The organism is Cobetia sp. UIB-001, assembly GCF_044789135.1.
Lineage (GTDB): Bacteria > Pseudomonadota > Gammaproteobacteria > Pseudomonadales > Halomonadaceae > Cobetia > Cobetia amphilecti.
In genome coordinates, this window is sequence record NZ_CP058244.1 from 521,265 (window position 1) to 542,508 (window position 21,244).

Consider the following 21,244-nt stretch of genomic DNA (forward strand, 5'->3'; position numbering starts at 1 on the left):
TTGGCTGACGGGTCATGGCGATCACCAGGTCATCGCGACCTGATGATCGCCAGATGTGTCACCGCCTAGCGGCGGGCGAAGGCCGCGATGGGGTTATCCAGCTCGCCCTTGAGCTGCAGGGCGCCGGACGGATCGGTGAGATCGACCATCTGCTGGTTGTTGCGCAGCTGCAGGCGGTTGAGGCACGACAGCGTGAAGCGCGGCGCGAACAGGTCATGGCGCGCGAACTTGTCGGCCATCTCCGGGTGGGCATCCTGATAGTCATGGATGCAGGCCGCGACGCGAGACCAGAAGGCCTCCTCCGTCATCACCTGCTCGCGCACCAGCAGCGGCACCGCGAAGCGGAAGATGCAGTCGAAGACATCGGTGAGCAGCGACAGGATGCGGATCGGTTCCGGCACCTCGACCACCAGACGCTCGACCCCTTCCGGCAGTTCGAGTGTACGGGTCTCCTCGGTGGCGAACAGCGCCGCTTCCTCGGCGATATCCTTCATCAGCGCACCGCACGGCACGCCATCGCGCAGACGCATGATCAGGTTCTCGCCGTGCGGCATGAACACCAGGTCGTGCTTGAAGTAGCAGTGCAGCAGCGGCGTCATGTAAGCCGTCAGCCACTTGTCGATCCACGCTTCGGCGCCGATGCCGGAGCGCTCGATCAGCGCCGGCAGCAAGGCCTTCTCATCGTTGTCGACATGCAGCAGCGCGGCCATGGTCATCAGGCGCTCGCCCTCGTCCTTGACGTCTTCCGGGCTCTCGCGCCACAGGCTAGCCAGCATCTTGCGATAGCCGACGGCCGCCGGGTCCGCGTCTTCCAGCACATCATCGCGATAACCGATGGCCGCGACTTCACGCAGCAGGCGGAAGCCCCACTTCTCGAAGGACGGGTCCGAATCGATCAGGCCCTGCAGCCACTGATTGATGACCGGAGTGGCACGCATGTAATAGGGCGACAGGCCGCGCATGAAGCCCATGTTGAGGATCGACAGCGCCACCTTCACATAGCGACGGTTCGGCTGATTGCGGTTGTAGAGCGTGCGGATCGACTGCTGGGCCTGATAGCGGTCCTCCCCCAGCCCGAGACAGACGATGTGCTGACTGGCGATCTCGGCGGCGAAGGTGATCGCCAGCTTGTGGCTCCACTGCCACGGATGCACCGGCATCATCAGGTAGTCGGAGGGCGCAAGGCCCTTCTCGGTCAGCTGCTGTTCCAGGCGTGCCAGCTCGGCTTCGCCCAGCTCTTCCTCGAGCAGACGGCGCGGATCGAGACCATCCACCGCCGAGTAATGGGCGTTGTCGCGATGCACGGCGATCCACACCAGCGAGAACGGCTGCGCGGCTTCCGGCGCGTAGGCGCGATAGTCCAGCGCATCGAAGCCCATGCGGCCATTGTTGGCGACGAAGCACGGATGGCCTTCACTCATCGCCGATTCCAGGGTCTGGAAGGAGGCGCCCGCCAGCACGCGGGCGGACTGATTCTCGCGCACGGCGCGCTGCATCTTCCAGGCGCTGGAGGCAAGCGTGGCGCTGACCTCCTCGAGATAGACCGGCAGCAGACGCGGCGGAATCTCCAGCACGTCATTGAGTTCCAGAATCAGCTCACGCGCGTCCAGCGGCAGGGAGTTGCCGTCGGCATCCAGACGCTGGATGGAGGCGGCATCGATCAGCCAGTGATCGAGCTGGAAACGGCGCGCCACGAAGCGATATTCCGCTGCGCGGCGGCTGACCGGCGGCGTGTCGCTGACCTGCGCTGCCAGCGGCAGGCGGAAGTGATGCCAGTTGTCATGGCTCTGGCAGGCGGTGCGGGTGCCGCAGTCATCGGCGCATTGCGGGTGGATCAGACGCTCGTGGCTGAACTCGGCCAGCGCCTTGCGCACCAGCAGGCGATTGGCCTGCTGCCAGTCCGGGCCGGTGAGATGCTGGCTGGCCACGGCCGGGTTGGCGGTCACGCCGCGGTCCAGACGCGGGCTGCGGCTGGCCAGGGCGGCGCGGAAGTCCTGCGGGGTGCAGAAGCACAGGCGCGCCGGCTTGCCGTCGAGATCCAGCGGGCCATGATCGACGAAGCCCACCGCGGCATTCAGCGGATGAATGGCGCGATTGCGGCTGTCCGGCTCCACCACCACACGGGTCACGGGACGGACTGCATCTTTCCCTTCATCGGCATGCTCATCGCGGAACTGGCCGGCGAAGATCATCGCCATGATCGATTCGATCACCGCCCGCGAGAAGCCGCTGATGGGGACCTGGTCCTCGCTGCGCGGCGCGACGAGGAAGTGCATGCCGAAGTCGCCGGGCTGCACACTGTAATGCTTGCCGAGCGGGTCGTGCGCCGGGTCATAGAGCTCGACCAGAAAAGCTGGCTGGTCATTGTAGAAACCGATCCAGCCCTGGGCGTGCTGGCTGTCTTCCAGGCCCTGGTAGAAGTCGTACTTGGTGGTGATGAGGTCATCACTCATGCCCCAGAAGCTGGCGCGTTCACCGCTGGTCCACTCATCCACCATCGCCATGTCGGCGGCAAGGTCGAGCGGGCGCAGCGCGAATTCGGCGCGCTCGCTCGTGCTGTCGTCCTGCGGCTTGCGCAGGCGTGCCTGGGCTTGCTCCAGCTCCACCGCGCGGCGGGTGAAGCGCGTTCCCGGTGCCGGGCTGAGCAGATTGATCGTTGCGGGCGCGGCGAGTGAGGTCGTCCCGAACAGCTGCTGTGACGGGGTCGCTGCACTGTGAGAACTTGCCGCGCTGCTGGACTGTTCGGCGCTTGCGGCGCTGGTGATGTCGACTGGCATGTTCATGCGGTGGTCTCCCGGTGTTGCGGTGCAGCGGTGTGAGTCGTATTGGCCTGGGTGTCAGAGGCGGTGCCGGCAGAAGAGCTGACGGCAGAGGATGGGCCGGTAGAAGAGCTTTCGGTAGAGGATGGGCCGGCGTGAATATCCGTCTCGCCGTAGGGCAGGTGTGCGGCGGGCAGCGGTGTGAAGCCATTGCCACAGCCCTTTTCAGAGCCGGGCGCGCCGAAGCTCTGGAAGGCGATGCGGCGCTCGATGGTATAGACCTCACGACCGGTGATGGCGCGCAGGATGCAGCTGTTGCGATAGCAGGCCATGCCCAGGTCTGGTGCAGCCAGCGAGTGGGTATGCAGCTCGGCATTCTGGACGAAGATCTCGCCGGCGAACGGTGATTGATCGCCCTCGTTGCCGTCGGCATCCGCGGTGCTTTGCGTGTCGACGGCGTAGAAGCGACCGACAGCGTAGCGGCCTTCCTCGTCACGACGAATGCGTGACTCGATGCTGCGCAGGAAGGGCGGCGCCACGTAGTGATAGCCCGTGGCCAGCACCACGGCGCTGGTGTCATGACGCCAGGCCTGCTGCTGTTCGCGCTGATAGAGCCCCAGCGTGAAGTCGCCGTCGGTCTCTTGCTTGTTCAGCGAGGTCAGTTCGGTATTGGTCATCAGGGTGGTGGGCACCACGCCTTGCAGCTGCTTGGCGTAGAGGGTGTCGTAGATCTCGTCGATCAGCTCGAGATTGATGCCCTTGTAGAGGCCCTTCTGGGTCGCCAGCAGGGTGTTGCGCTGCTCACGCGGCAGGGCGTGGAAGTAATCGATGTAATCCGGCGAGGTCATCTCCAGCGTCAGCTTGCCGTATTCCAGCGGGAAGAAGCGCGGCGAGCGCGTGATCCAGTTGAGCTGGTAGCTGTGCTGGTCGATCTCGCGCAGCAGGTCGAGATAGATCTCGGCGGCGCTCTGGCCGGAGCCGATGATGGTGATGGCCGGCTGGGAGGTCAGTTCCTCCTTGCGCGCCAGATAGTGGGCGTTGTGGCACACGCGGCTGCCCGCGACCGGCACCACGTCACGCACGGCGTCGGCGGCTTTCGGCAGGTAGGGCTGGGTGCCGGTGCCCAGCACCAGCTTGCGTGCGCGATAGGCGAAGGCTTCGCCGGTGCTGGGGCGAGTGCCGCGCACGACATAGATGTCGCCGACATGCTGGATGTCCTGGACGTCGTGATCGAAGCGCAGGCAGCTCAGCTCGCGCGCCGCCCACTGGCAGTACTGGTTGTACTCACGACGCAGCAGGAAGAAGTCTTCGCGGATGTAGAAGTTGTAGAGCTTGTCATGCAGCTTCAGATAGTTGAGGAAGCTGAAGTGGCTGGTCGGGTCGGCCAGCGAGACCATGTCCGCCATGAAGGGCGTCTGCATGCTGGCATCTTCCAGCAGCATGCCCGGGTGCCAGTCGAACGCGGCCTTGCGCTCGAGGAAGACGCCCTGGACGTCTTCCAGCGGCTCGCTCAGGCAGGCAAGGCTGAGGTTGAAGGGGCCGATGCCGATGGCAACGAAATCCAGCACATCATCGCGCGCTTCCAGAGTGTCTGTGACGTGAGGGTTCGAGGTGTCATGCATGACGGCTTTCCTTGGCTTCTGTGGTGTGACTGCGACGGCTGGCGGCCGGAATGTCGGCCAGTGGTGCGCCATGGTTCGGTTGGGCGGTGGTGCTGACGGCCAGCTGATGCGCCTTGACCAGCGCCTGGCCGTGCTGACGGATCAACTCGACCACGGCGGCCAGGTCTTCCTGGCGCGTTTCCGGGTTCAGGAGAGTGAACTTCAGGTACTGACGGCCCGAGACCTTGGTGGCGGCGACGATGGCCTCACCGCTGCGTGACAGGCGCTTGCGGATCTCGCGGTTCAAGGCGTCCCACTGCTCGGCGCTGAGGGTCTCTTCGTTGGCGTCATGGAAGCGAAATACCAGGGTGCTGAGCTCCGGTGCCTGGACGACATCGATGTCCGGTGCCGCCTCGAGCAGCTGGTAGCCCTCGCGGGTGAGGTCGATCACGCAATCGAGCATGTCGCCGAGGGCATCGGCGCCCATCAGACGCAGTGTCATCCACAGTTTCAGGGCGTCGAAACGCCGCGTGGTCTGCAGACTCTTGTTGACCTGATCCGGCGTGCCTTCGCGGGCCTGAAGCTCCGGGTTGAGGTAGTCGGCGTGATAGGTGACGTGGCGCAGCTGGGTGCGATCACGTACCACGCAGGCACTGCAGCTGACCGGCTGGAAGAAGGTCTTGTGGTAATCGATGGTGACGGAGTCCGCCATCTCGGTGCCCTTGAGCCAGTGACCGTGGCGGCGAGAAGTGATCAGACCGCCGCCATAGGCGCCATCGACATGGAACCAGATACCGCGGGCGTGACACTCACGGCCGATGGCCTGCAACGGGTCGATGCTGCCGAAGTCGGTGGTACCGGCAGTGGCGACCACGGCCATCGGGATCAGGCCTTCGGCGCGGGCATTGTCGAGGGCGACACGCAGGGCCACGGGGTCCATGCGGCGGCGCTCATCCACGGCGACAGGGATGACGGCGTTGTGGCCGAGGCCGAGCAGGGCACAGGCCTTCTGCAGACTGAAATGGCTGATGCCGGAGGCGAAGACGCGCAGGCGTCCGGCTTCCGGCGGCAGGCCGTGGGTCTGGTTGCCGGGGTGGTTGGGCAGCTTCTCGCAGACCGCATCACGCGCCAGCAGCAGCGCCATCAGATTGGATTGGGTGCCGCCGCTGGTGAAGATGCCATCGGCGGTCGGACCCAGGCCCAGGCGCTCGGTGGTCCAGTCGATCAGGCGCTGCTCGATCAGGGTGCCGCCGGCGCTCTGGTCCCAGGTGTCGAGTGAGGAATTGATCGCGCCCAGCAGGCTCTCGGCCCATACACCGGGCAGCACGACCGGGCAGTTGAGGTGCGCGATGTAGCGGGGATGATGGAAGTAGACGGCATCCTTCAGGTAAAGCGACTTGAGCTCCTCCAGACCGGCTTCGAGGTTCTCGAGGGGCGTCTCGAGATCGAGGTCGGCAAAGGCCGGACGCAGGGCCTCCGGGGTGATGCCACTGAACGGCTTTTGAACACTGTCGAGCTGTTCGGCCACCAGCTGGCTGATGCGGTCCATGCCTGTCTGCCAGGCATCCATGTTGGCAGGCGAGAACAAGGCGGCGCGCGGCGAGCTGGACAGTGAGCGCGCACAGGCGTCGGTCTGGGCGTCAGACACGGAGGATCCTGCGGCAGCGCCGTAGGTGGCGGCGGAATCTTGAAGGCTGTGCATTACATAACCTCATGCGAATGTTCGCAGATAAAGACTTGGAAGAGACTCGCAGCCAGCTGGGACAGTTGGCTCAGGTGCGAGGACCAGTCAGGACATTCATCAAGTGCCGCGTTTGCGGTCGTTGTTGTTGGTGAAGCTGTTGGTGAAGCTGTGGGTCAAGCCATTGGCTAAGACGTCGGCGTGGTCAGTCACGTCTGCCGTGGGCATCGGCAGAGTGAGTCGTCACCGAGTGCCCCTGTATCGGGCAAATACGGTGGCCGGCATCCCCGGTGCCATGTGCTGGGTACGCCAGGGCTATCAGACGATGAGTGGTTCAGGGCGATGGTGCCGGCGACATCCTTGCCGCCGGCGGGTCGTGCGGGTCGATTCAGAATCGACGGACTGCGGAGTTTTCGAAATCAGAAATCATAGGTCAGTGTCGCGGTCATGCTGCGCTCGGCACCGTAGTAGCAGAAGCTGGTGTTGTAGCAGGACGCGATGTATTCCTTGTCGAACAGGTTGCTGACGTTGAGCTGCACGCTGGTGCCGCTCCAGCCGATTTGGCTCAGGTCGTAGCCGACCAGGGCATCGACCAGCGCGTAGTTCGGCACCTTCTCGGTGTTCTCGGAATCCGCCCACATGTCGGCGTAGTAGCGCACGCCGAGGCCGGCATTCAGCCCCGTGAGCGGGCCTTCATTGAAGGCGTAGTCACCCCAGACGCTGACCTGGTGCTTGGGCACCTGGTTGGCATCGTTGCCTTCGGTGCCATCTTCCGCCTTGGCATAGGTCACGTCGGTGTAGCTGTAACCGGCCTGCAGCGCGAAGTCGCGGGTCACCTGAGTGCGGGCTTCCAGCTCCAGGCCCTGGGACTCGATCTCGCCGTAGGCGGTGTAGTAGCTGTCTTCCGGGTCCTTGGAGGCGACGTTTTCCTGATTGATGCGGAACAGCGAGACGCTGTACTGATCACGCGTGCCGTTAGGCTGGTACTTCATGCCGACCTCGACCTGCTTGCCGGTGGTCGGGTCGAGCAGGTCGCCGTCTTCATCGGTGTAGGAGTTCGGCGAGAAGGACGTGGAGTAGCTGACATAGGGCGAGATGCCGTTGTCGAAGCCGTAGATCAGGCCGATGCGACCGCTCATCTCGTTGTCGTTCAGCTCGCTGGTGGTGTTGTAGTCACGATCGGTGTTCTTGATGTTGACCCAGTCCTGACGCAGGCCGGCGGCCAGGTTCCAGCGACCCCAGCTGATCTGGTCCTGCAGGTAGACACCAGTCTGGTCCAGTTCACGCTTCTGGTTCTCGGTGGCATAGATGGAGACATCGGCATCGCTGCTGCTGGAGACATCCAGCGTGCTGGCGGTGCCGTATTCCCAGTCCACGTCATTGGTGCGCGTCTGATAGTCGGCACCGAACAGCAGGGTGTGATCGAAGGCGCCGGTGGAGAAGCGGCTCTCCAGCTGGTTGTCGACGGTCCAGGCGCGCAGGCTTTCTTCGCCGCCGGAGTAGTAGCGGGTCAGCTCGGTGTCCGAGGCCCAGCCATAGGCGTAGACCTGCTCGAGGTCCACATCGGAGCGCAGATAGCGGAATTTCTGGCGTGCAGTCACATCGTCGTTGAAGCGGTGCTCGAAATCGTAACCAAGCATGCGTTCGGTGCGATCGAACTCTTCGTAGTCCTCGTCACCTTCGTAGAAATCGTTGCCGAGCTTGGTGCCGTTGTAGCTGACCACCGTGCCTTCATAGGGCAGACCGGAGTGGTAACCGCCTTCCGGGTCCTTCTGGAAGTAGCCCATCAGAGTGACGGTGGTGTCGTCGGTGACGTCCATGGTGATCTGCGGCGAGAAGGCGTAACGCTCTTCCTCGACGGAGTCGACCTGGGTGTCCTCGGCACTGGCGAGGCCGGTCAGGCGATAGGCGATGCGCTGCTCGTCATCCAGCGGGCCGGTGAGGTCGAAGGCCGCGCTGCGTTCGTTGTCGTCGCCGACGGTGAAGCGGACCTGGCCGGAGTCCTGGAACTCGGGGCGCTTGGACTGCATCGCGACCAGACCCCCCGGGGAGGAGCGACCGTAGAGGACGGAAGACGGCCCTTTCACCACCTCGATGCTGTCGAGGAAGTAGGGGTCGATGGTCATCGAGCTGTAGGAGCCCGAGTCACCCATCAGCTTCAGGCCATCCAGAAAGGTGTTGCTGACACTGCCATCGGAGAAGCCACGCAGCACCAGATAGTCATAGCGGTTGGAGGCACCGATCTGGTTGGTGAAGACGCCCGGCGTGTAGTCCGCGGCACGCTGGACTGTCTCGGCTGCGCGCTTGTCGATATCGTCACGCGTGATGGTGGAGACGGCCTGTGGGGTTTCCAGGTAGCCGGTGTCGGTCTTGGTAGCCGCTGTGGTGGTCACCGTCATGGTGTCGAGGGTCTCGTCCTGAGACTCACGGTGGTCGGCCGCCATGGCCTGACCGGCGAAGGGCAGGCCAAGGCCAATCGCCAGTGCCAGAGGGTGCCTGGGCAGGGTCATCAGCAGGGAGCGAGTGGCTTTATGTGCGGCGGAGTCTTTCATGAGCGCGGTGTTCCATCCGGAATGATTTATATAGGAATGATTCTTGTTCGTCGTTCTCTCCTGTGGGTAGACGTTCAGATGACAGCTTTCTGAACCATGAATGAGAATTATTTTTATCATTCTCTTATGTCGTGGTGTCATGAGGGCTGACCATCGCCGTCATGCGCGCTCTCGCTGGCTGGCGCAGGCTTCATCCTCGGCTGCTACCGACACAAAAAAACCGCCCCGTGGGGCGGTTCTGATGACGCGATGAACGTGCTCGCGACGGGATCGCCGCGCTTGTCTGGCGGCGTCGCGCTGTGCTGAAGGTTACTGGTCGACCATCTCGCCCTGCAGCGTGACGGGAATGTCGCCTATCAGCTTGCCGTAGCCCAGCAGGTTGAGCAGGGTGCTGCCGACCTGATTCCTGGCGACTTCTGCACTGTCCAGTGAGATGGGGTCGGCGTTGATGAAGGTCAGGTGGGTGGCATCCTGACGGGTGACCTCAAGCGGCAGGGTCTCGCGGTGGGTGCGGTTGCCATCGGTGGCCGAGAAGGGCACCTGCATGCGCGTCGTCTGACCGGGCTCCAGCGCCGCGATGGCCAACGGGTCAAGATTCAGGGTCAGCGTGGCCAGGCGCATCTGACTGACGCCGGACAGCCACGGCGGCAGCTCGCCGACCTTGTCGAGCAGGTCGGTCTGGCCGACGCTCAAGGGAATGCTCATCTTGCCGTCATCTCCCACGGTGCCGCTCAGGCCATTGAGATGATGCACGTGCTCCACATTGCCCTGGCTGCCCTGCGCGGTCAGCGTCGCGGTGGCGCCGCTGCTGTCGGGCACCAGCTGCCAGGCGGCCTGTGTCGGCAGGCTGACACCGATGCCACTCATGGCGAAGGCCAGTGCCGCGGCCTTGATCGGGGCACCGAAGCGGCTTTTGGCGGCTGTGGCGGTGAGGCGGCTGGCGGGTTTGCCGGTCGAGCGACGCGCAAGCGTGCGACTCAGGGCGCGGGTCCAGCGAGAGAAAGGCAATGACATGTCATGACTCCTGATGGCCAGGGGCTTGATCGGGCGAGGCCCGCCATGAGCGCCTGGAAAAGATTCGATGCTGCAGATGGGACATTGGACAGGCGGCGGCTCCAAGGGTTCGCGACACTCGTCGCAGCCGCAGGCTGACGGGGATGATCAACGCACATCTCGCGTCGCCGCCGGGAGGGGGAAATCGCTATGTTGTTGAGTTTTCGGGCTTTCCCGAGGCTCATGCTTTCGCTATCATATGCGCGCTGCATGGGCCCATAGCTCAGTTGGTTAGAGCACTCGACTCATAATCGATTGGTCGCAGGTTCAAGTCCTGCTGGGCCCACCATGCATGCCTTCCAGTGGGGTTACATTCAGCTGATGCTCAAAAGCTCCAGTGCCCCGACAAGTCGCCAATGGCGGCTTTTTTTGTGCCTGTCACTTCGGCCTCTCTTGCTGTTCTTTCCCTTCTTTCCCCCACCAGTGCATCAATGGCGTGATTTCTCGTGGTCCTGAACCACGAACGCCCCATGCCGTGGGGCATGAGGCGTTTTCCTCTGCATTGGCGCGGATCATCCGGTTCGGGTGATCGCTTGCAGGGTCGCTATCACTGAGTCTCTTCTTCCATTTCCTGCTCAGTGTCATTGGCGGCACCGCTGATGGCGTTGCCGGCGGTGGTCAGCGCATTGGCGGTCGCCTGACGAGTGTCCTGCCAGGCGCTGGCAGCGGTGTTCTTGGTTTCATCCCAGGCCGCTGCGGCGCTCTTGCGCGTGTCCTGCCACCAGTCAGTGGTGTAGTTCGGCTGCTGCTCGAACTCGCTCACATCCATGTCGAGGTGGATGCGGTATTCCAGGGCATCCAGATCATCGCCCTGTTCGGTCTCGAGGGTGAACTTGCCCGTTTCCACGACGTACTGGTTCTCGTCCAGCCCCATGGAGTCATCGCTTTCGACGACCAGAGCGGCGACCTGCATGTTGTCGTCGAGCAGGATGTCCTCGACTTCACCGATCACGTTGTTGTCATCGTTCTGCAGGTAGACATCGGCATCCATCAGCTCATCTGCGGAGTAGAGCCCCTGCGGACTGGCCATGGCCATGCTGGTAGTGGACAGCAGCGTGGTCGCGGTGATCGCACCCAGAATCTGTTTGCGGTTCATATTGCTCATGCCGTACTCCTTGCGTGTTGAATCGGTACTTCTGGTCCGGTCCCTCAAGCGCTTCCTTCTCGCTCGTGGCGCTAATGATTCGCCAGAACCATGACCCTACCCATTGAGATCCTGACGAGACCGACAAGTTTCAAGGGGGTGAAAGAAAAACTTGTACGAGAATTCCTCTGTCTGTCACATGCAAGGTGTAAAGGGGCAATGTCGTCGTGCCAAGAGAGTGAGCTTTCTGGTGCTCCGTACCTGTCGCGAACAAGCCGCCCGCAAGCGCTCTGTCAGCAGGGGCCTGACGAAGGGGCGAGTAGAGGGGGCGAGCAGGGAGGTGAGGTTCTGAAGGATTGCATGGATACCAAGGCCCGCGCCGTTCAAGGCAAGAAGTCGAGACAAGGCACGCGGATATGTCGCAATCAGTGCGCGTTCAAGGCTTTTTCTGCTCTCTGATTGGCTGCCTGGCGAGTGGAACAAGCTGTTTTTGCACGTCATAAGAGGCTTTTTTGTAGCGAAATGTTACACGGCTCTGGCGGGGCGCTCTCGTGCTACAGCGGGCGCATGGGGAGAGGTAAACGCTTGATCAGCGCACACGAAAACGCCTGCCAATGCGTCTACATTAGCTATACAGATACGTTCTGATACGCGTTAAAACTTGTACAAGGTTTTGGAAGTGTCTAACTTTGCAACTGTCGAAGCACGGCGGGGCAGGCAGGAGATCACCCTGATACAACATTGATGGAGCCGCAGAGCCGCTTTTTCAATCCCTTGTCAGGTTGCCGCAAGTTTTCACATCGTCATGCCGCCCGCTCCACCGGTTTCGAGCACAAGGTTTTCATCATGGATCCAATGGAGGGCATCGAGATGAACACAGTACGTAAGGTTCCCATGGAGTGTTCACGCTGTGGCAGCAACCGGGTTCACCTCGAAGATTCCCCGGCAGATGATGACATCGTCAGCTGTGCAGAATGTGATGAGTTTCTGGGTGTCTGGTTCATGTTGCGTGATCGCCTTGAAGTCAGTGCCCGCAAGCGAGCTGCGATAGACCCGGCCCTGATGGCGCAGAAGGTGGTCCAGCAGCTGGACGCCTCGGCCTGAAGCAAGCGCTTGTAAGGTCCAGTGTTCGCCAGTGCGTGTGAGGGCGCACAAGAATTTTTACCTCAGTGCCAGTCGGATTCGCTGTTTCGCCCTGGTCGCGGCTTGTTGCCCAAGGCAACGAAACTGAATATCTGGCACTGCAGGTGGAGTCGAGATTTCCGTGATACCGCTGACGACTGTTCAGCGTCCTGGTCGACCTGCGGCGAGCCGCGTTGCTTCCGCGATAGGTCCTGTTCTGCCTGAGAGTGTTTTCCCGGCCTTTGGTCGGGATTTTTTTGGCTTCAAGCCCATTAATACCCGTCTGACGCCCGTCTGAAGAACGGTGCGGCGGATACCCCCTGATCTGGTATGCGTTTGATCTGCGTCATTCGCGAGGTGTTATCAGACTGTAAGATAGTGCTGTCAGACTCTTGCCGGTCGCGCTGCCATGAAGTGTGTTCCGCGCTCTGCGCGATACCTTCCGCAGCCGTGAGCGCAGAGACTGACCAGCGATAAAATTGTGGCATCTAACCGAAAGTGCAATGGAGTCTGTCGCTATCTGTCTCCATCATGCGCACGCAAACCGAGCCACGTCTTGATGTTTTCTGTACTGAGAATCTGGTCATGACATCGTCATCTTTTGCGTCGAAAAGGAGTTCGCGCATGTTTACCCCATCAGTCCCGACCCGTAATGGCCCTCAGTGTCCCGAATGCAACGAAGCGCTGGATTGGCCTGCCCGTGATCTGCCGGATGATCACATCCTCAAGTGCCCGAACGGCCATGCGTTGTGTTCGATGGGCGATTTTCGCCTGGCGGCACGTGAGATGGCGCTGCAGGAAGAGTTTCGCCTGACGCGTGATGGCGCCAGGTCACACGGCCAGCACCGTGTACCGGAGCGCCCCGTCGCGCGCATGTCCAACACCGCAAGCCACGGCACCAGCCATGAGTCGCTTGCCGGCAGCATCAGCGCCGCCTGACATCTGTCTGTTCGCGCCTGCCTCTCAAGCCCCGGCCACCGTGCCGGGGCTTTGCGTCTGAGCGTAGTGCCGGGCAGTGCCTGGGCGAGGTATCTCGGTGAGGTAGCTCGAGCCGAATGACGAGCGACTCCCCGTCAGCGGGGTTGCATGCCGTGTGAGTGGCCCCATGTCTTGGGGAGACGCCAATCGACCAGCCTCAAGGCGAGCGGCCCAGACACCGAACAGGAGAATGCTTCATGTCAGATCTTTCCGAGGAACTGCGTATTCCCAAGCCGTGCCCGGACTGTGGCAGCCAGCGAGTCCGCGTCTCGCAGGTCCACAATCCCGACGACAAGGTCTTCTGTGCATCCTGCGGCACCTACGTCTGTCTGTATGCCGATGTGGCCAAGATGCGAGAGGAAGGCGCGAGCAGCGAAGCGGAAGAGCTGCTGGAGCAGGCGTCCAACAAGGGCATGAAGAAGTGACCTGATCTCTGGCCGAGACACCGACAAAAGAAAAGGCCCCCCACCGTGAGGTGAGGGGCCTTTTCTTTTATCGGGCACATTTCATGTCAGGCGCAGGCCCTATGCTTGCGGGCCCGCGCCTGGGTTCGCGTTAGCTCTCGTCACCCTGGCTTGGGGTGGAGGCCTTGGCGATGGCGCCAGTGTTGTCGGCGGCTTCCAGCTTGGCCAGCATGTTCTCTGACTGACGCTTGAAGTTGGCGAGCGCCTTGCCGGACAGAGACTTGTTGTTCGGCAGCTGAACGCGCATGGCATCGACCTGGCGGTTGTTGACCATCACCTCATAGTGCAGGTGCGGGCCGGTGGAGCGGCCGGTGTTGCCTGACAGGGCGATCTTCTCACCCATGGTCACGCGCTCGCCTTTCTTGACCAGCGGGCGTGACAGGTGCAGATAACGGGTCTTGTAGCCGTTGTCCATGCGCAGCACCAGATAGCGACCGGCCAGCGGGTGATTGCCGACCAGCTCGACGACGCCATCTGCGGTGGAAAGCACCGGTGTGCCGATACGCACCGCGAAGTCAGTGCCCTTGTGCGGGCTGATGCGTCCGGTCACCGGATGGCGACGGCTGAGGTTGAACGGCGAGCTGATGCGCGCCTTGTGCGCCAGCGGATAGCGATTGAAGGCCGGGTCGAGGCCCTTGCCGTCGGGGGTGTAGTAGCGGCCGTCGCTGCTGTTGCGCACCACGGTCAGTGACTTGCGAGACCCTTCATAGCGTGCGGCGAGGATGCGGGAATCCATGCTGGTGCCGTCGATCATGTCGGACTCGACCAGCACCTGGAACTTGTCACCCTTGCGCGTATCGCGACGGAAATCGATCTTCTTGCCCAGCACCTGGGTCAGCTGGCTGACTTCCGCGACGCCCAGGCCAGTGGCTTCCGCTGACAGGGAGAAGCTGCCACTGACCGTACCGGCGAACATGCGCTGAGTGGCCTGGGTCGCCTTCTCGATCTTGGCGACATTGAAGCTTTCACCGCCGGCCTCACGCTTGACCATGAAGCCGCGACGCGCATCCTTCATGATGCGCAACGCCAGCAGGTTGCCGTCTTCATCCAGCTTGTAATCGAAGCTGTCGCCGATGCGCCAATGCGTCAGCACGCGCTTGTCAGGCAGCGCCTTGAGGATGCGCGTGGTTTCGCTGTAGCCAAGGCCCAGCGAGCGCTCCGCCATCACGGCGAAGGTGTCGCCGGCCTGCACGGTATAGGTCTGCCACTCGGGCACATAGACTTCCTCGGCCGCCAGCTCGGTCTGCAGCGTCGGGCTTTCGCCGAGCTCGACCGGGTCGACGGAGAGGTCGTCATAGGAGGTGCCGCCGGCCTGTTCGTCGGTCGCGGTGCCGATGACGGCTTCCGCGGTCTTCACTGCCGCCGGCGCCAGTGCCACGATCGGGCCTGCCGTCTGGCTGTCGGGATGATAGTTGGCATCCGTCAGTAGCGTCGGCATGTCGAAATCGATGGCGACGATCTCGCTGGGCGTCAGCGCTGCCAGCGGAATGTCACCGGAGGCCGAGCTGGCCGCCGTCTGATTGGCGAGCTGCGCCGGGCTCAGGGGAGACTGAGCGTCATCGGCGGCAGCAATCGCCAGCGGCAGCTTGGCCGGGGTGCTGGAATTTGCACTGGCCAGGTCGATGGCGATGGACTGTGAGGCCGTAGAAACATCAGGAGCATCGAATGTTTCGAGAAGCTTGTGAGCACCCAGCACGGTAACCATGGTGGCAACAGGTAAAAGAAGATACTTGTGCGCGCGAGGGAGCGAATGAAGGATTCGCAGCATATGTGACCGATAAAGTTATGTGAAATGAAAAGATGGCAACAATGAGGCATTCGAACCTTAACCAAGGTTCCCATCGTTCGATAGGCTGGACGCATGTCCAGTATGAGTAATTCAACCCTGTTTAGATCATTGACGGCGCAATTGGCGGTACCGGCAACATGAGGTCTGGCGAAAATAGCGCCATTTTTGCTTAGGAAACGCTGTTCAGGCAGTAAATCCTGCTTGGTGTTAAATTTTGTAAAGTTACGCAAAATAGCGTATTTGGCCTCCTGCATTTCAGAGGATGCCGTCCTGATGTCCGAGGATTGCGACCAGATGTCGGGAGTCTGACAGCACAGAATGCTCTTTTGCTCCCGTCGGGTTGCAGTATCAGGTGTCTGGTTTTTTGCGCCTGGCATGTCAGGATTGCCCCGTGCACTCCCGTACGTTCTGCAAGAGGAATCCCGATGTCGTCACGCGTGACACTGGCTCAGTGGCAGATGCTGGCCGCCGTGGTGGACCATGGCAGCTTCGCGCGCGCGGCGACCGCGATCCACAAGAGCCCCTCGACCCTGAATCACGCCGTGCATCGCCTCGAGGCCTTGCTGGGCGTGCAGGTGCTGGAGCCGGTCGGGCGCAATGTCCGGCTGACCGAGGCGGGTGAATTGCTGCTGCGCCGGGCGCGTCAGCTGATCGAGAATGCGCGGGCACTCGAGGATGTGGCCGATGCGTTGTCGGCAGGCATGGAGAGCGAGATCGCCATCGCGGTGGATCAGCTGTTTCCGCCGGATGTGCTGGCACGGGCGCTGGAAGCCTTCTCGACGGTCTACCCTCAGGTGCGTGTCCAGCTGCACGAGACGACGCTGACCGGCGGGCGCGAGCTGTTCGAGGAGAAGGAAGCGGACCTGTTGATCAGCGGTCTGATGCTGGATGGCCATCTCGGCACCCCGTTGCTGCGTGAAACCTTCATCGCCGTGGCGGCGCCGGGGCACCCGCTGCATGCTCTCGGACGGCCGCTGGATCTGCGTGATCTCGTGCAGCATCGCCAGCTGGTGGTGCGCGACAGCAGCCGTTCCAGCGGCATGGATGCCGGCTGGCTCAAGGCCGAGGCGCGCTGGACGGTGAGCCACCTGGCCACGTCAGTCGATCTTGCCGAACGCGGACTGGGCTTCGCCTGGTTGCCCCGCACCCGCATGAGCGAGGCTCTGGACCGGGGGCGGCTGCTGCCACTGCCGCTGGCCAATGGCGGCGAGCACGAAGTGTCGCTGATGCTCTATCTGCCGGACGATGATCGCGCGGGTCCTGCCGTCCGCGCGATGAAGGCGCAGCTGCACGCTGCCGTCGAGCGCGATGCCAGCGAGCGGCGTTCCTGAAAAGCGTGCAGAGCTTGAGAAAGCACAGGGATCGCACAACGTGATCGTTCGAGAAACTCGATCGTTGCCACGCAGTGAATTCGCTTGCGCTGTCGCGCTCGACTCTTAGGCTGGGGGCATCCCTCAGCCATATTAAGGAGCGTGCAAGATGGGCTTACTGGTCGACGGCAAGTGGCAGGATCGCTGGTATGACACCGACAGCACCGGCGGTGAATTCAAGCGCGAGAGCGCGCGACTCAGGGATTGGGTCGTGGCGCCCGATGCCCCGCTCGAGGGGCCGCAGGGACAAGCGGCCGTGCCCGCCAGTGCAGACCGCTTCCATCTCTACGTCTCGCTGGCCTGCCCGTGGGCGCACCGCGCGCTGATCATGCGCTCTCTCAAGGGACTCAAGCCGCTGGTCGGCATGTCCTACACCAGCCCATTGATGCTCGAACATGGCTGGAGCTATCTCGAGGAAGAAGGCTCCAGCGGTGACCCGATCAATGGCGTGCGCTACCACCACCAGCTCTACACTCTGACCGACCCGCACTACACCGGCCGTGTCACCGTGCCGGCGCTCTGGGACAAGCAGACAGGTCGCATCGTCAACAACGAGTCGGCGGAATTGGTGCGCATCTTCAATGGCGCCTTCGATTCGCTGACCGGCAATGATCTGGACTTCTATCCCGAAGACCTGCGCGGCGAGATCGATGCCATCAATGCCGAGGTCTATGACAAGGTCAACAATGGCGTCTACAAGACCGGCTTCGCCACGCGGCAGGAGGTCTACGAGCGTCATTTCACGGCGCTGTTCGAGTGCCTGGATTCACTGGAGCGCCGGCTGGCCGACTCGCGCTATCTCACCGGTGAATGGCTGACCGAAGCCGACATCCGCCTGTTCACCACCCTGATCCGCTTCGATGCCGTCTACTTTGGGCACTTCAAGTGCAATCAGCGCCGTATCGCCGACTATCCCAACCTCTCGCACTATCTGCGCGAGCTGTATCAGTGGCCGGGCATCGCCGAGACCTGCGATCTTGCGCATATCAAGATCCACTATTACGCCAGTCAGCAGACCATAAATCCCACCGCTATCGTGCCGGTTGGCCCGAGTCTGGCGCTCGACGCTCCCCATGACCGCGAGCGTCTGCCGGGCCAGGGCATTCGCCGTCACGCCTGAGGTTTTGAAGTCTGAGTTGATGGCGCCCGAGTCGATGGCGCCCGAGTTGATGGCGAGCAGCGGCGGTTGGGTCAGGCGCGCGGTGTCGGGCGTCTGATCTTGGCCAGCCAGCGGTCCAGTGCATTGCCGAAGTCGCGTTGCTCGCGCTGGCCATAGGCGGAGGGGCCGCCGGTGTGCTCGCCGCTGGAGCGCATGCTCTCCATGAAGTCGCGCATCTGCACCTTGGCGCGAATGTTGTTGCTGTCCAGCGCTTCGCCGCGGGTCGTCATCACCAGCGCGCCTTTCTCGATCGCCTCCAGCGCCAGCGGCAGGTCGGAGGTGATCACCATGTCGCCGGGGTGGGCGCGCTCGACGATCAACTGATCGGCAGCATCGGCCCCTTGTGGGACCGACAGCGCCTTGACGTGCATCGAGCGCGGCAGCGGCACCTGATGATTGGCGACGAACCAGGTAGGGGTCGCGGTGCGTTCCGCCGCGCGCACCAGGATGTCGCGCGCGGCGCGCGGACAGGCATCGGCGTCGACCCACAGCGTGGTGACATGCTCGGCGGGATGTTGTGGGGAGGGGGCGTCATGGTCTTGCGCGTCAGTCATGCAGGCTCCTGTCAGGCGGCTGTTCAGCGAGTCGTGATGGCGAGGCGCATGCCTGCCCGAGGGCAGTCGGCCTGCGACCAAGGTCAAAAGAAAGGATGCAGAATGCGTGAGAGGCTGCTAGAATGCCAGCTCCTCGCATGTAGTGACCCACCATCCTGAGTAGCCGAGCCCGACGTGATCGCCGTTTCTTGTGGCCATCAGCCGGTATTTCGCGCCTCCCGGACCGCGTGGCGTAGCTTGCCCCAGCCATCCGTGACCCCTCGATTCGATCGATGTCCGGCCGCCGCGATGCAAGACCCGTCCCTGTCCACAGTGTGCATGATGGAGCGCCCCGAGACTCTGAGTAGAAGAGCCTCTGGTTGCTGTACGGTCGCCGCAGCGTTGTGCCTGAAAGTGGAATTGCGTCCACCTTCAGAGCAACCCGGGCCCGTCCATGCCAAGACGTCCAGCACTCGTACGTTTTTTCTGATGATGCCAGCGCCTCGTGCCTGACTGCATCGCCAGACGGAGCCCTTACGCTTCGTGTCGGTTCAACCCGACCCATTCTTCAGCTGCAAGCCTTACTTGTAGCCATTTAGGTGTGAGATATACATGACCACGACTTCCGTCGTCGATCGCTTCAGCGATCTTGCCCTGCTGCCTGCCGTCCTGACCTCTCTCGAGAAGCTGGGCTACGAAACTCCGTCCCCGATCCAGGCTCAGACCATCCCGAGTCTGCTCGAAGGCCGTGACATGATCGGCCAGGCACAGACGGGTACCGGCAAGACCGCTGCCTTTGCACTCCCGCTGTTGACCCGTCTGGACCTCGACCGCCGTGAACCGCAGGTTCTCGTGCTGGCCCCGACCCGTGAGCTGGCCCAACAGGTCGCCGTCAACTTCACACGTTACGGTCAGTTCATGCGTGGCCTGGAAGTGGCCACTCTCTGCGGTGGTCAGGACTACCGCGAGCAGATGCGTAGCCTCAAGAGCGGCGCGCAGATCGTCGTCGGCACCCCGGGTCGTGTCATCGACCACCTGGACCGCAAGAGCCTGAACCTGAACGGCCTGAAAGCCCTCGTCCTGGATGAAGCCGATGAGATGCTGCGCATGGGCTTCATCGATGACGTCAAGCGCGTCGTCGCCGATACCCCGAAGGAAGCGCAGCGCGTCTTCTTCTCCGCAACGCTGCCGACCGAGATCGAGCGTATCGTCAACCGCTACCTGGTTGATCCGGTCAAGGTTGCCATCAAGTCCGAATCGCGTACCGCTTCCACCATCGAACAGATGATGGTGCGTGTCGAAGGCGGCGCCAAGCTGGAAGCGCTGTCCCGTCTGCTGGAAGTCGAGACCGTCGATGCGGCCATCGTCTTCGTGCGCACTCGTGCCGCCTGTACCACTGTCGTTGAACAGCTGATCGCTCGCGGTATCTCCGCGGCAGCGCTGTCCGGTGATCTGGACCAGTCCCTGCGCGAGCGCACCGTGACTCGCCTGAAGCGTGGCAAGGTCGACGTGCTGGTCGCGACCGACGTCGCCGCTCGTGGTCTGGACGTGGCGCGTATCACCCACGTCTTCAACTACGACCTGCCGGGTGACAGCGAATCCTTCGTCCACCGTACTGGCCGTACTGGCCGTGCCGGTCGTGAAGGTCGCGCCATCACCTTCGTCAGCGGTCGCGAAATGCGCAAGGTTCGCTGGATGGAGCAGGCCCTGGGCCAGCGCATCACCGAACGCCAGCTGCCGAGCGAAGAAGAGATCCGTGGCCACCGTGACGCCGCCTTCCGTGCTCGCGTCGTCGAAGCCCTGGGCAGCAGCTCCAACGGTCACCGCGCTCTGGTCCAGAGCCTGGTCGAAGAAGGTCACGATCCGGTCGAGCTGGCCGCTGTCTTCGTCAAGATGGCTCGCGCCGAAGAGACGCCGATCCAGTCTCTGCCGAAGCCGGGTGCGCGTCGCAACGAGCGTTCCGAGCGCGGTGAGCGCACTGAGCGTCCGGAACGCGGTGAGCGTCGCAACTCCGCGCCGGTCGCACGTGAAGGCATGAAGCTCTACCGTGTGGCCGTCGGCCACCGTGACGGCGTCAAGCCGGGCCAGCTGGTTGGCGCTCTCGCCAACGAAGGCGGCATCGAAGGTTCACGCATCGGTCGCATCGACATCCGCAACACGCATAGTGTCGTGGAACTGCCGAGCGGTCTGCCGACCAGCATCGTGTCCAAGATGGCGCGTGCTCGCGTCGCTGGCCGTCCGCTGGAACTGGCAGAAGACGGTGCGGGCGCTCGTCCGCAGCGCCGTGAAGGTGGCAACGACGACCGTCGTCGCGCCTGATCAGGCCTGAGTCGGGCCGGCACTGATCGCAGTGCTGGCCACGGCTTCTGAAAAAACCGGTACCTCTCACGAGGTACCGGTTTTTTTGTGCCTGGACGAAAGGCGTCACTGGGGCTGGTATCCTGTGCTGGCATAGGTCCACGGCTCATCATAGGTCTACCGCTCATCATTTCCCGAGGATGCCCACATGATCTCTTCACTCGATGCCTTGCGCCGTGGCCTGCAGGCCACGCCTGCCCGCCAGCTGATGCTGTGCGCTCTGCTGGCGACCCCCTGGCTGTCGCTCAGTGCGGCCCACGCCGAGTCCGGCATGCCCGCCAGCAGCGCCACGCCGGAGATTCGCGTCCCGCTGGTCTCGCTGGAGGCCCTGCGTCTGGCGCCGGTGGTCTCACCGCAGGGCGAGGCGCTGGGCAAGGTCGAGGATGTGCTCAGTGACACCCGTGGTCAGATCCATCGCCTGCTGATTCGCCCTGACGGCGGTGACAAGGCGGCCAGCATCGACTTCGCGCGCTTCACTCGTGAGGCGGTCAGTGACCCGCTGGCAGCCGAGGCCCCCGGCGACATCCGTTACCGTCTGGTGCTCGACATGACGCCGGAGCAGCTGACGTCCCGCGCGGACCAGCCGCTTTCCAATCGCCTGTCACGCCAGCTGGAACGCAGCATGGGGGAGGTCGGCAACGGGCTGGACACCTTCCGCAATCAGGCGGCGGAGGTGCTGCGTTCACTGGGCAAGCAGCTTGAAGGTGAGGGCGATCGATAGCATCTGAGGGGGAGAGACCC

Annotated in this window: 15 protein-coding genes and 1 tRNA gene; 8 read left to right on the forward strand and 8 right to left on the reverse strand. The window is 62.7% G+C overall.

Annotation, left to right across the window (positions count from 1 at the left end):
• Positions 1-65: 65 nt before the first annotated feature.
• The 5 genes from HA399_RS02295 to HA399_RS02315 form a co-directional block, all read right to left on the reverse strand.
• The gene (locus HA399_RS02295) at positions 66-2,783 is read right to left on the reverse strand and encodes a GNAT family N-acetyltransferase (protein WP_404325919.1); all 2,718 of its coding nucleotides are present in this window, start codon (positions 2,781-2,783) and stop codon (positions 66-68) included.
• Complete coding sequence (locus HA399_RS02300) at positions 2,780-4,381, reverse strand: lysine N(6)-hydroxylase/L-ornithine N(5)-oxygenase family protein (protein WP_404325920.1); 1,602 nt, start codon at positions 4,379-4,381, stop codon at positions 2,780-2,782. Before HA399_RS02300 ends, HA399_RS02295 begins: the two co-directional genes overlap by 4 nt.
• Entirely contained in the window at positions 4,374-6,062 is a 1,689-nt protein-coding gene (locus HA399_RS02305) for a pyridoxal phosphate-dependent decarboxylase family protein (protein WP_404325921.1), read from the reverse strand. Before HA399_RS02305 ends, HA399_RS02300 begins: the two co-directional genes overlap by 8 nt.
• A 398-nt stretch (positions 6,063-6,460) precedes the next feature.
• Complete coding sequence (locus tag HA399_RS02310) at positions 6,461-8,593, reverse strand: TonB-dependent siderophore receptor (RefSeq protein WP_279839519.1); 2,133 nt, start codon at positions 8,591-8,593, stop codon at positions 6,461-6,463.
• Positions 8,594-8,902: 309 nt separating this feature from the next.
• Complete coding sequence (locus HA399_RS02315) at positions 8,903-9,607, reverse strand: hypothetical protein (protein WP_404325922.1); 705 nt, start codon at positions 9,605-9,607, stop codon at positions 8,903-8,905.
• A gap of 251 nt (positions 9,608-9,858) precedes the next feature.
• Here HA399_RS02315 and HA399_RS02320 point away from each other — a divergent pair.
• Positions 9,859-9,935, forward strand: a tRNA-Ile gene (locus HA399_RS02320).
• A gap of 258 nt (positions 9,936-10,193) precedes the next feature.
• Here the strand turns inward: HA399_RS02320 and HA399_RS02325 are convergent.
• Positions 10,194-10,751, reverse strand: a complete 558-nt coding sequence (locus HA399_RS02325) for a PRC-barrel domain-containing protein (protein WP_052384472.1) — start codon at positions 10,749-10,751, stop codon at positions 10,194-10,196.
• Positions 10,752-11,474: 723 nt separating this feature from the next.
• Between HA399_RS02325 and HA399_RS02330 the strand changes: the two genes are divergently transcribed.
• The 3 genes from HA399_RS02330 (at position 11,475) to HA399_RS02340 (ending at position 13,255) form a co-directional block, all read left to right on the forward strand.
• Entirely contained in the window at positions 11,475-11,834 is a 360-nt protein-coding gene (locus HA399_RS02330) for a hypothetical protein (RefSeq protein WP_107335540.1), read from the forward strand.
• A gap of 642 nt (positions 11,835-12,476) precedes the next feature.
• Entirely contained in the window at positions 12,477-12,791 is a 315-nt protein-coding gene (locus HA399_RS02335; protein WP_043333132.1) for a hypothetical protein, read from the forward strand.
• Between the two features lie 236 nt (positions 12,792-13,027).
• Positions 13,028-13,255 carry a hypothetical protein gene (locus tag HA399_RS02340; RefSeq protein WP_054555349.1) on the forward strand — a complete coding sequence of 76 codons (228 nt, stop codon included), beginning with the start codon at positions 13,028-13,030 and terminating at the stop codon, positions 13,253-13,255.
• A 130-nt stretch (positions 13,256-13,385) separates the two neighbouring features.
• Here HA399_RS02340 and HA399_RS02345 read toward each other — a convergent pair whose 3' ends face one another.
• Positions 13,386-14,999, reverse strand: coding sequence for a peptidoglycan DD-metalloendopeptidase family protein (locus tag HA399_RS02345; protein WP_248380012.1), 1,614 nt, complete (start codon positions 14,997-14,999; stop codon positions 13,386-13,388).
• 509 nt (positions 15,000-15,508) lie between these two features.
• On the opposite strand from HA399_RS02345, the gene HA399_RS02350 reads away from it, so the two are divergent.
• A complete protein-coding gene (locus HA399_RS02350; protein ID WP_404325925.1) occupies positions 15,509-16,414 on the forward strand; it encodes a LysR family transcriptional regulator in 906 nt (301 codons plus the stop codon).
• 148 nt (positions 16,415-16,562) lie between these two features.
• Positions 16,563-17,573, forward strand: a complete 1,011-nt coding sequence (locus HA399_RS02355) for a glutathione S-transferase family protein (protein ID WP_404325926.1) — start codon at positions 16,563-16,565, stop codon at positions 17,571-17,573.
• 71 nt (positions 17,574-17,644) lie between these two features.
• Here the strand turns inward: HA399_RS02355 and HA399_RS02360 are convergent, their stop codons facing one another.
• Entirely contained in the window at positions 17,645-18,166 is a 522-nt protein-coding gene (locus HA399_RS02360; RefSeq protein ID WP_084589335.1) for a YaiI/YqxD family protein, read from the reverse strand.
• 591 nt (positions 18,167-18,757) lie between these two features.
• On the opposite strand from HA399_RS02360, the gene HA399_RS02365 reads away from it, so the two are divergent.
• Both HA399_RS02365 and HA399_RS02370 read left to right on the forward strand, forming a co-directional pair.
• Positions 18,758-20,464 (forward strand): DEAD/DEAH box helicase, encoded by a 1,707-nt coding sequence (locus HA399_RS02365; RefSeq protein WP_043333127.1) that lies wholly within the window; start codon positions 18,758-18,760, stop codon positions 20,462-20,464.
• A gap of 187 nt (positions 20,465-20,651) precedes the next feature.
• Complete coding sequence (locus HA399_RS02370) at positions 20,652-21,224, forward strand: hypothetical protein (RefSeq protein ID WP_404325927.1); 573 nt, start codon at positions 20,652-20,654, stop codon at positions 21,222-21,224.
• The last annotated feature ends 20 nt before the right edge of the window (positions 21,225-21,244 follow it).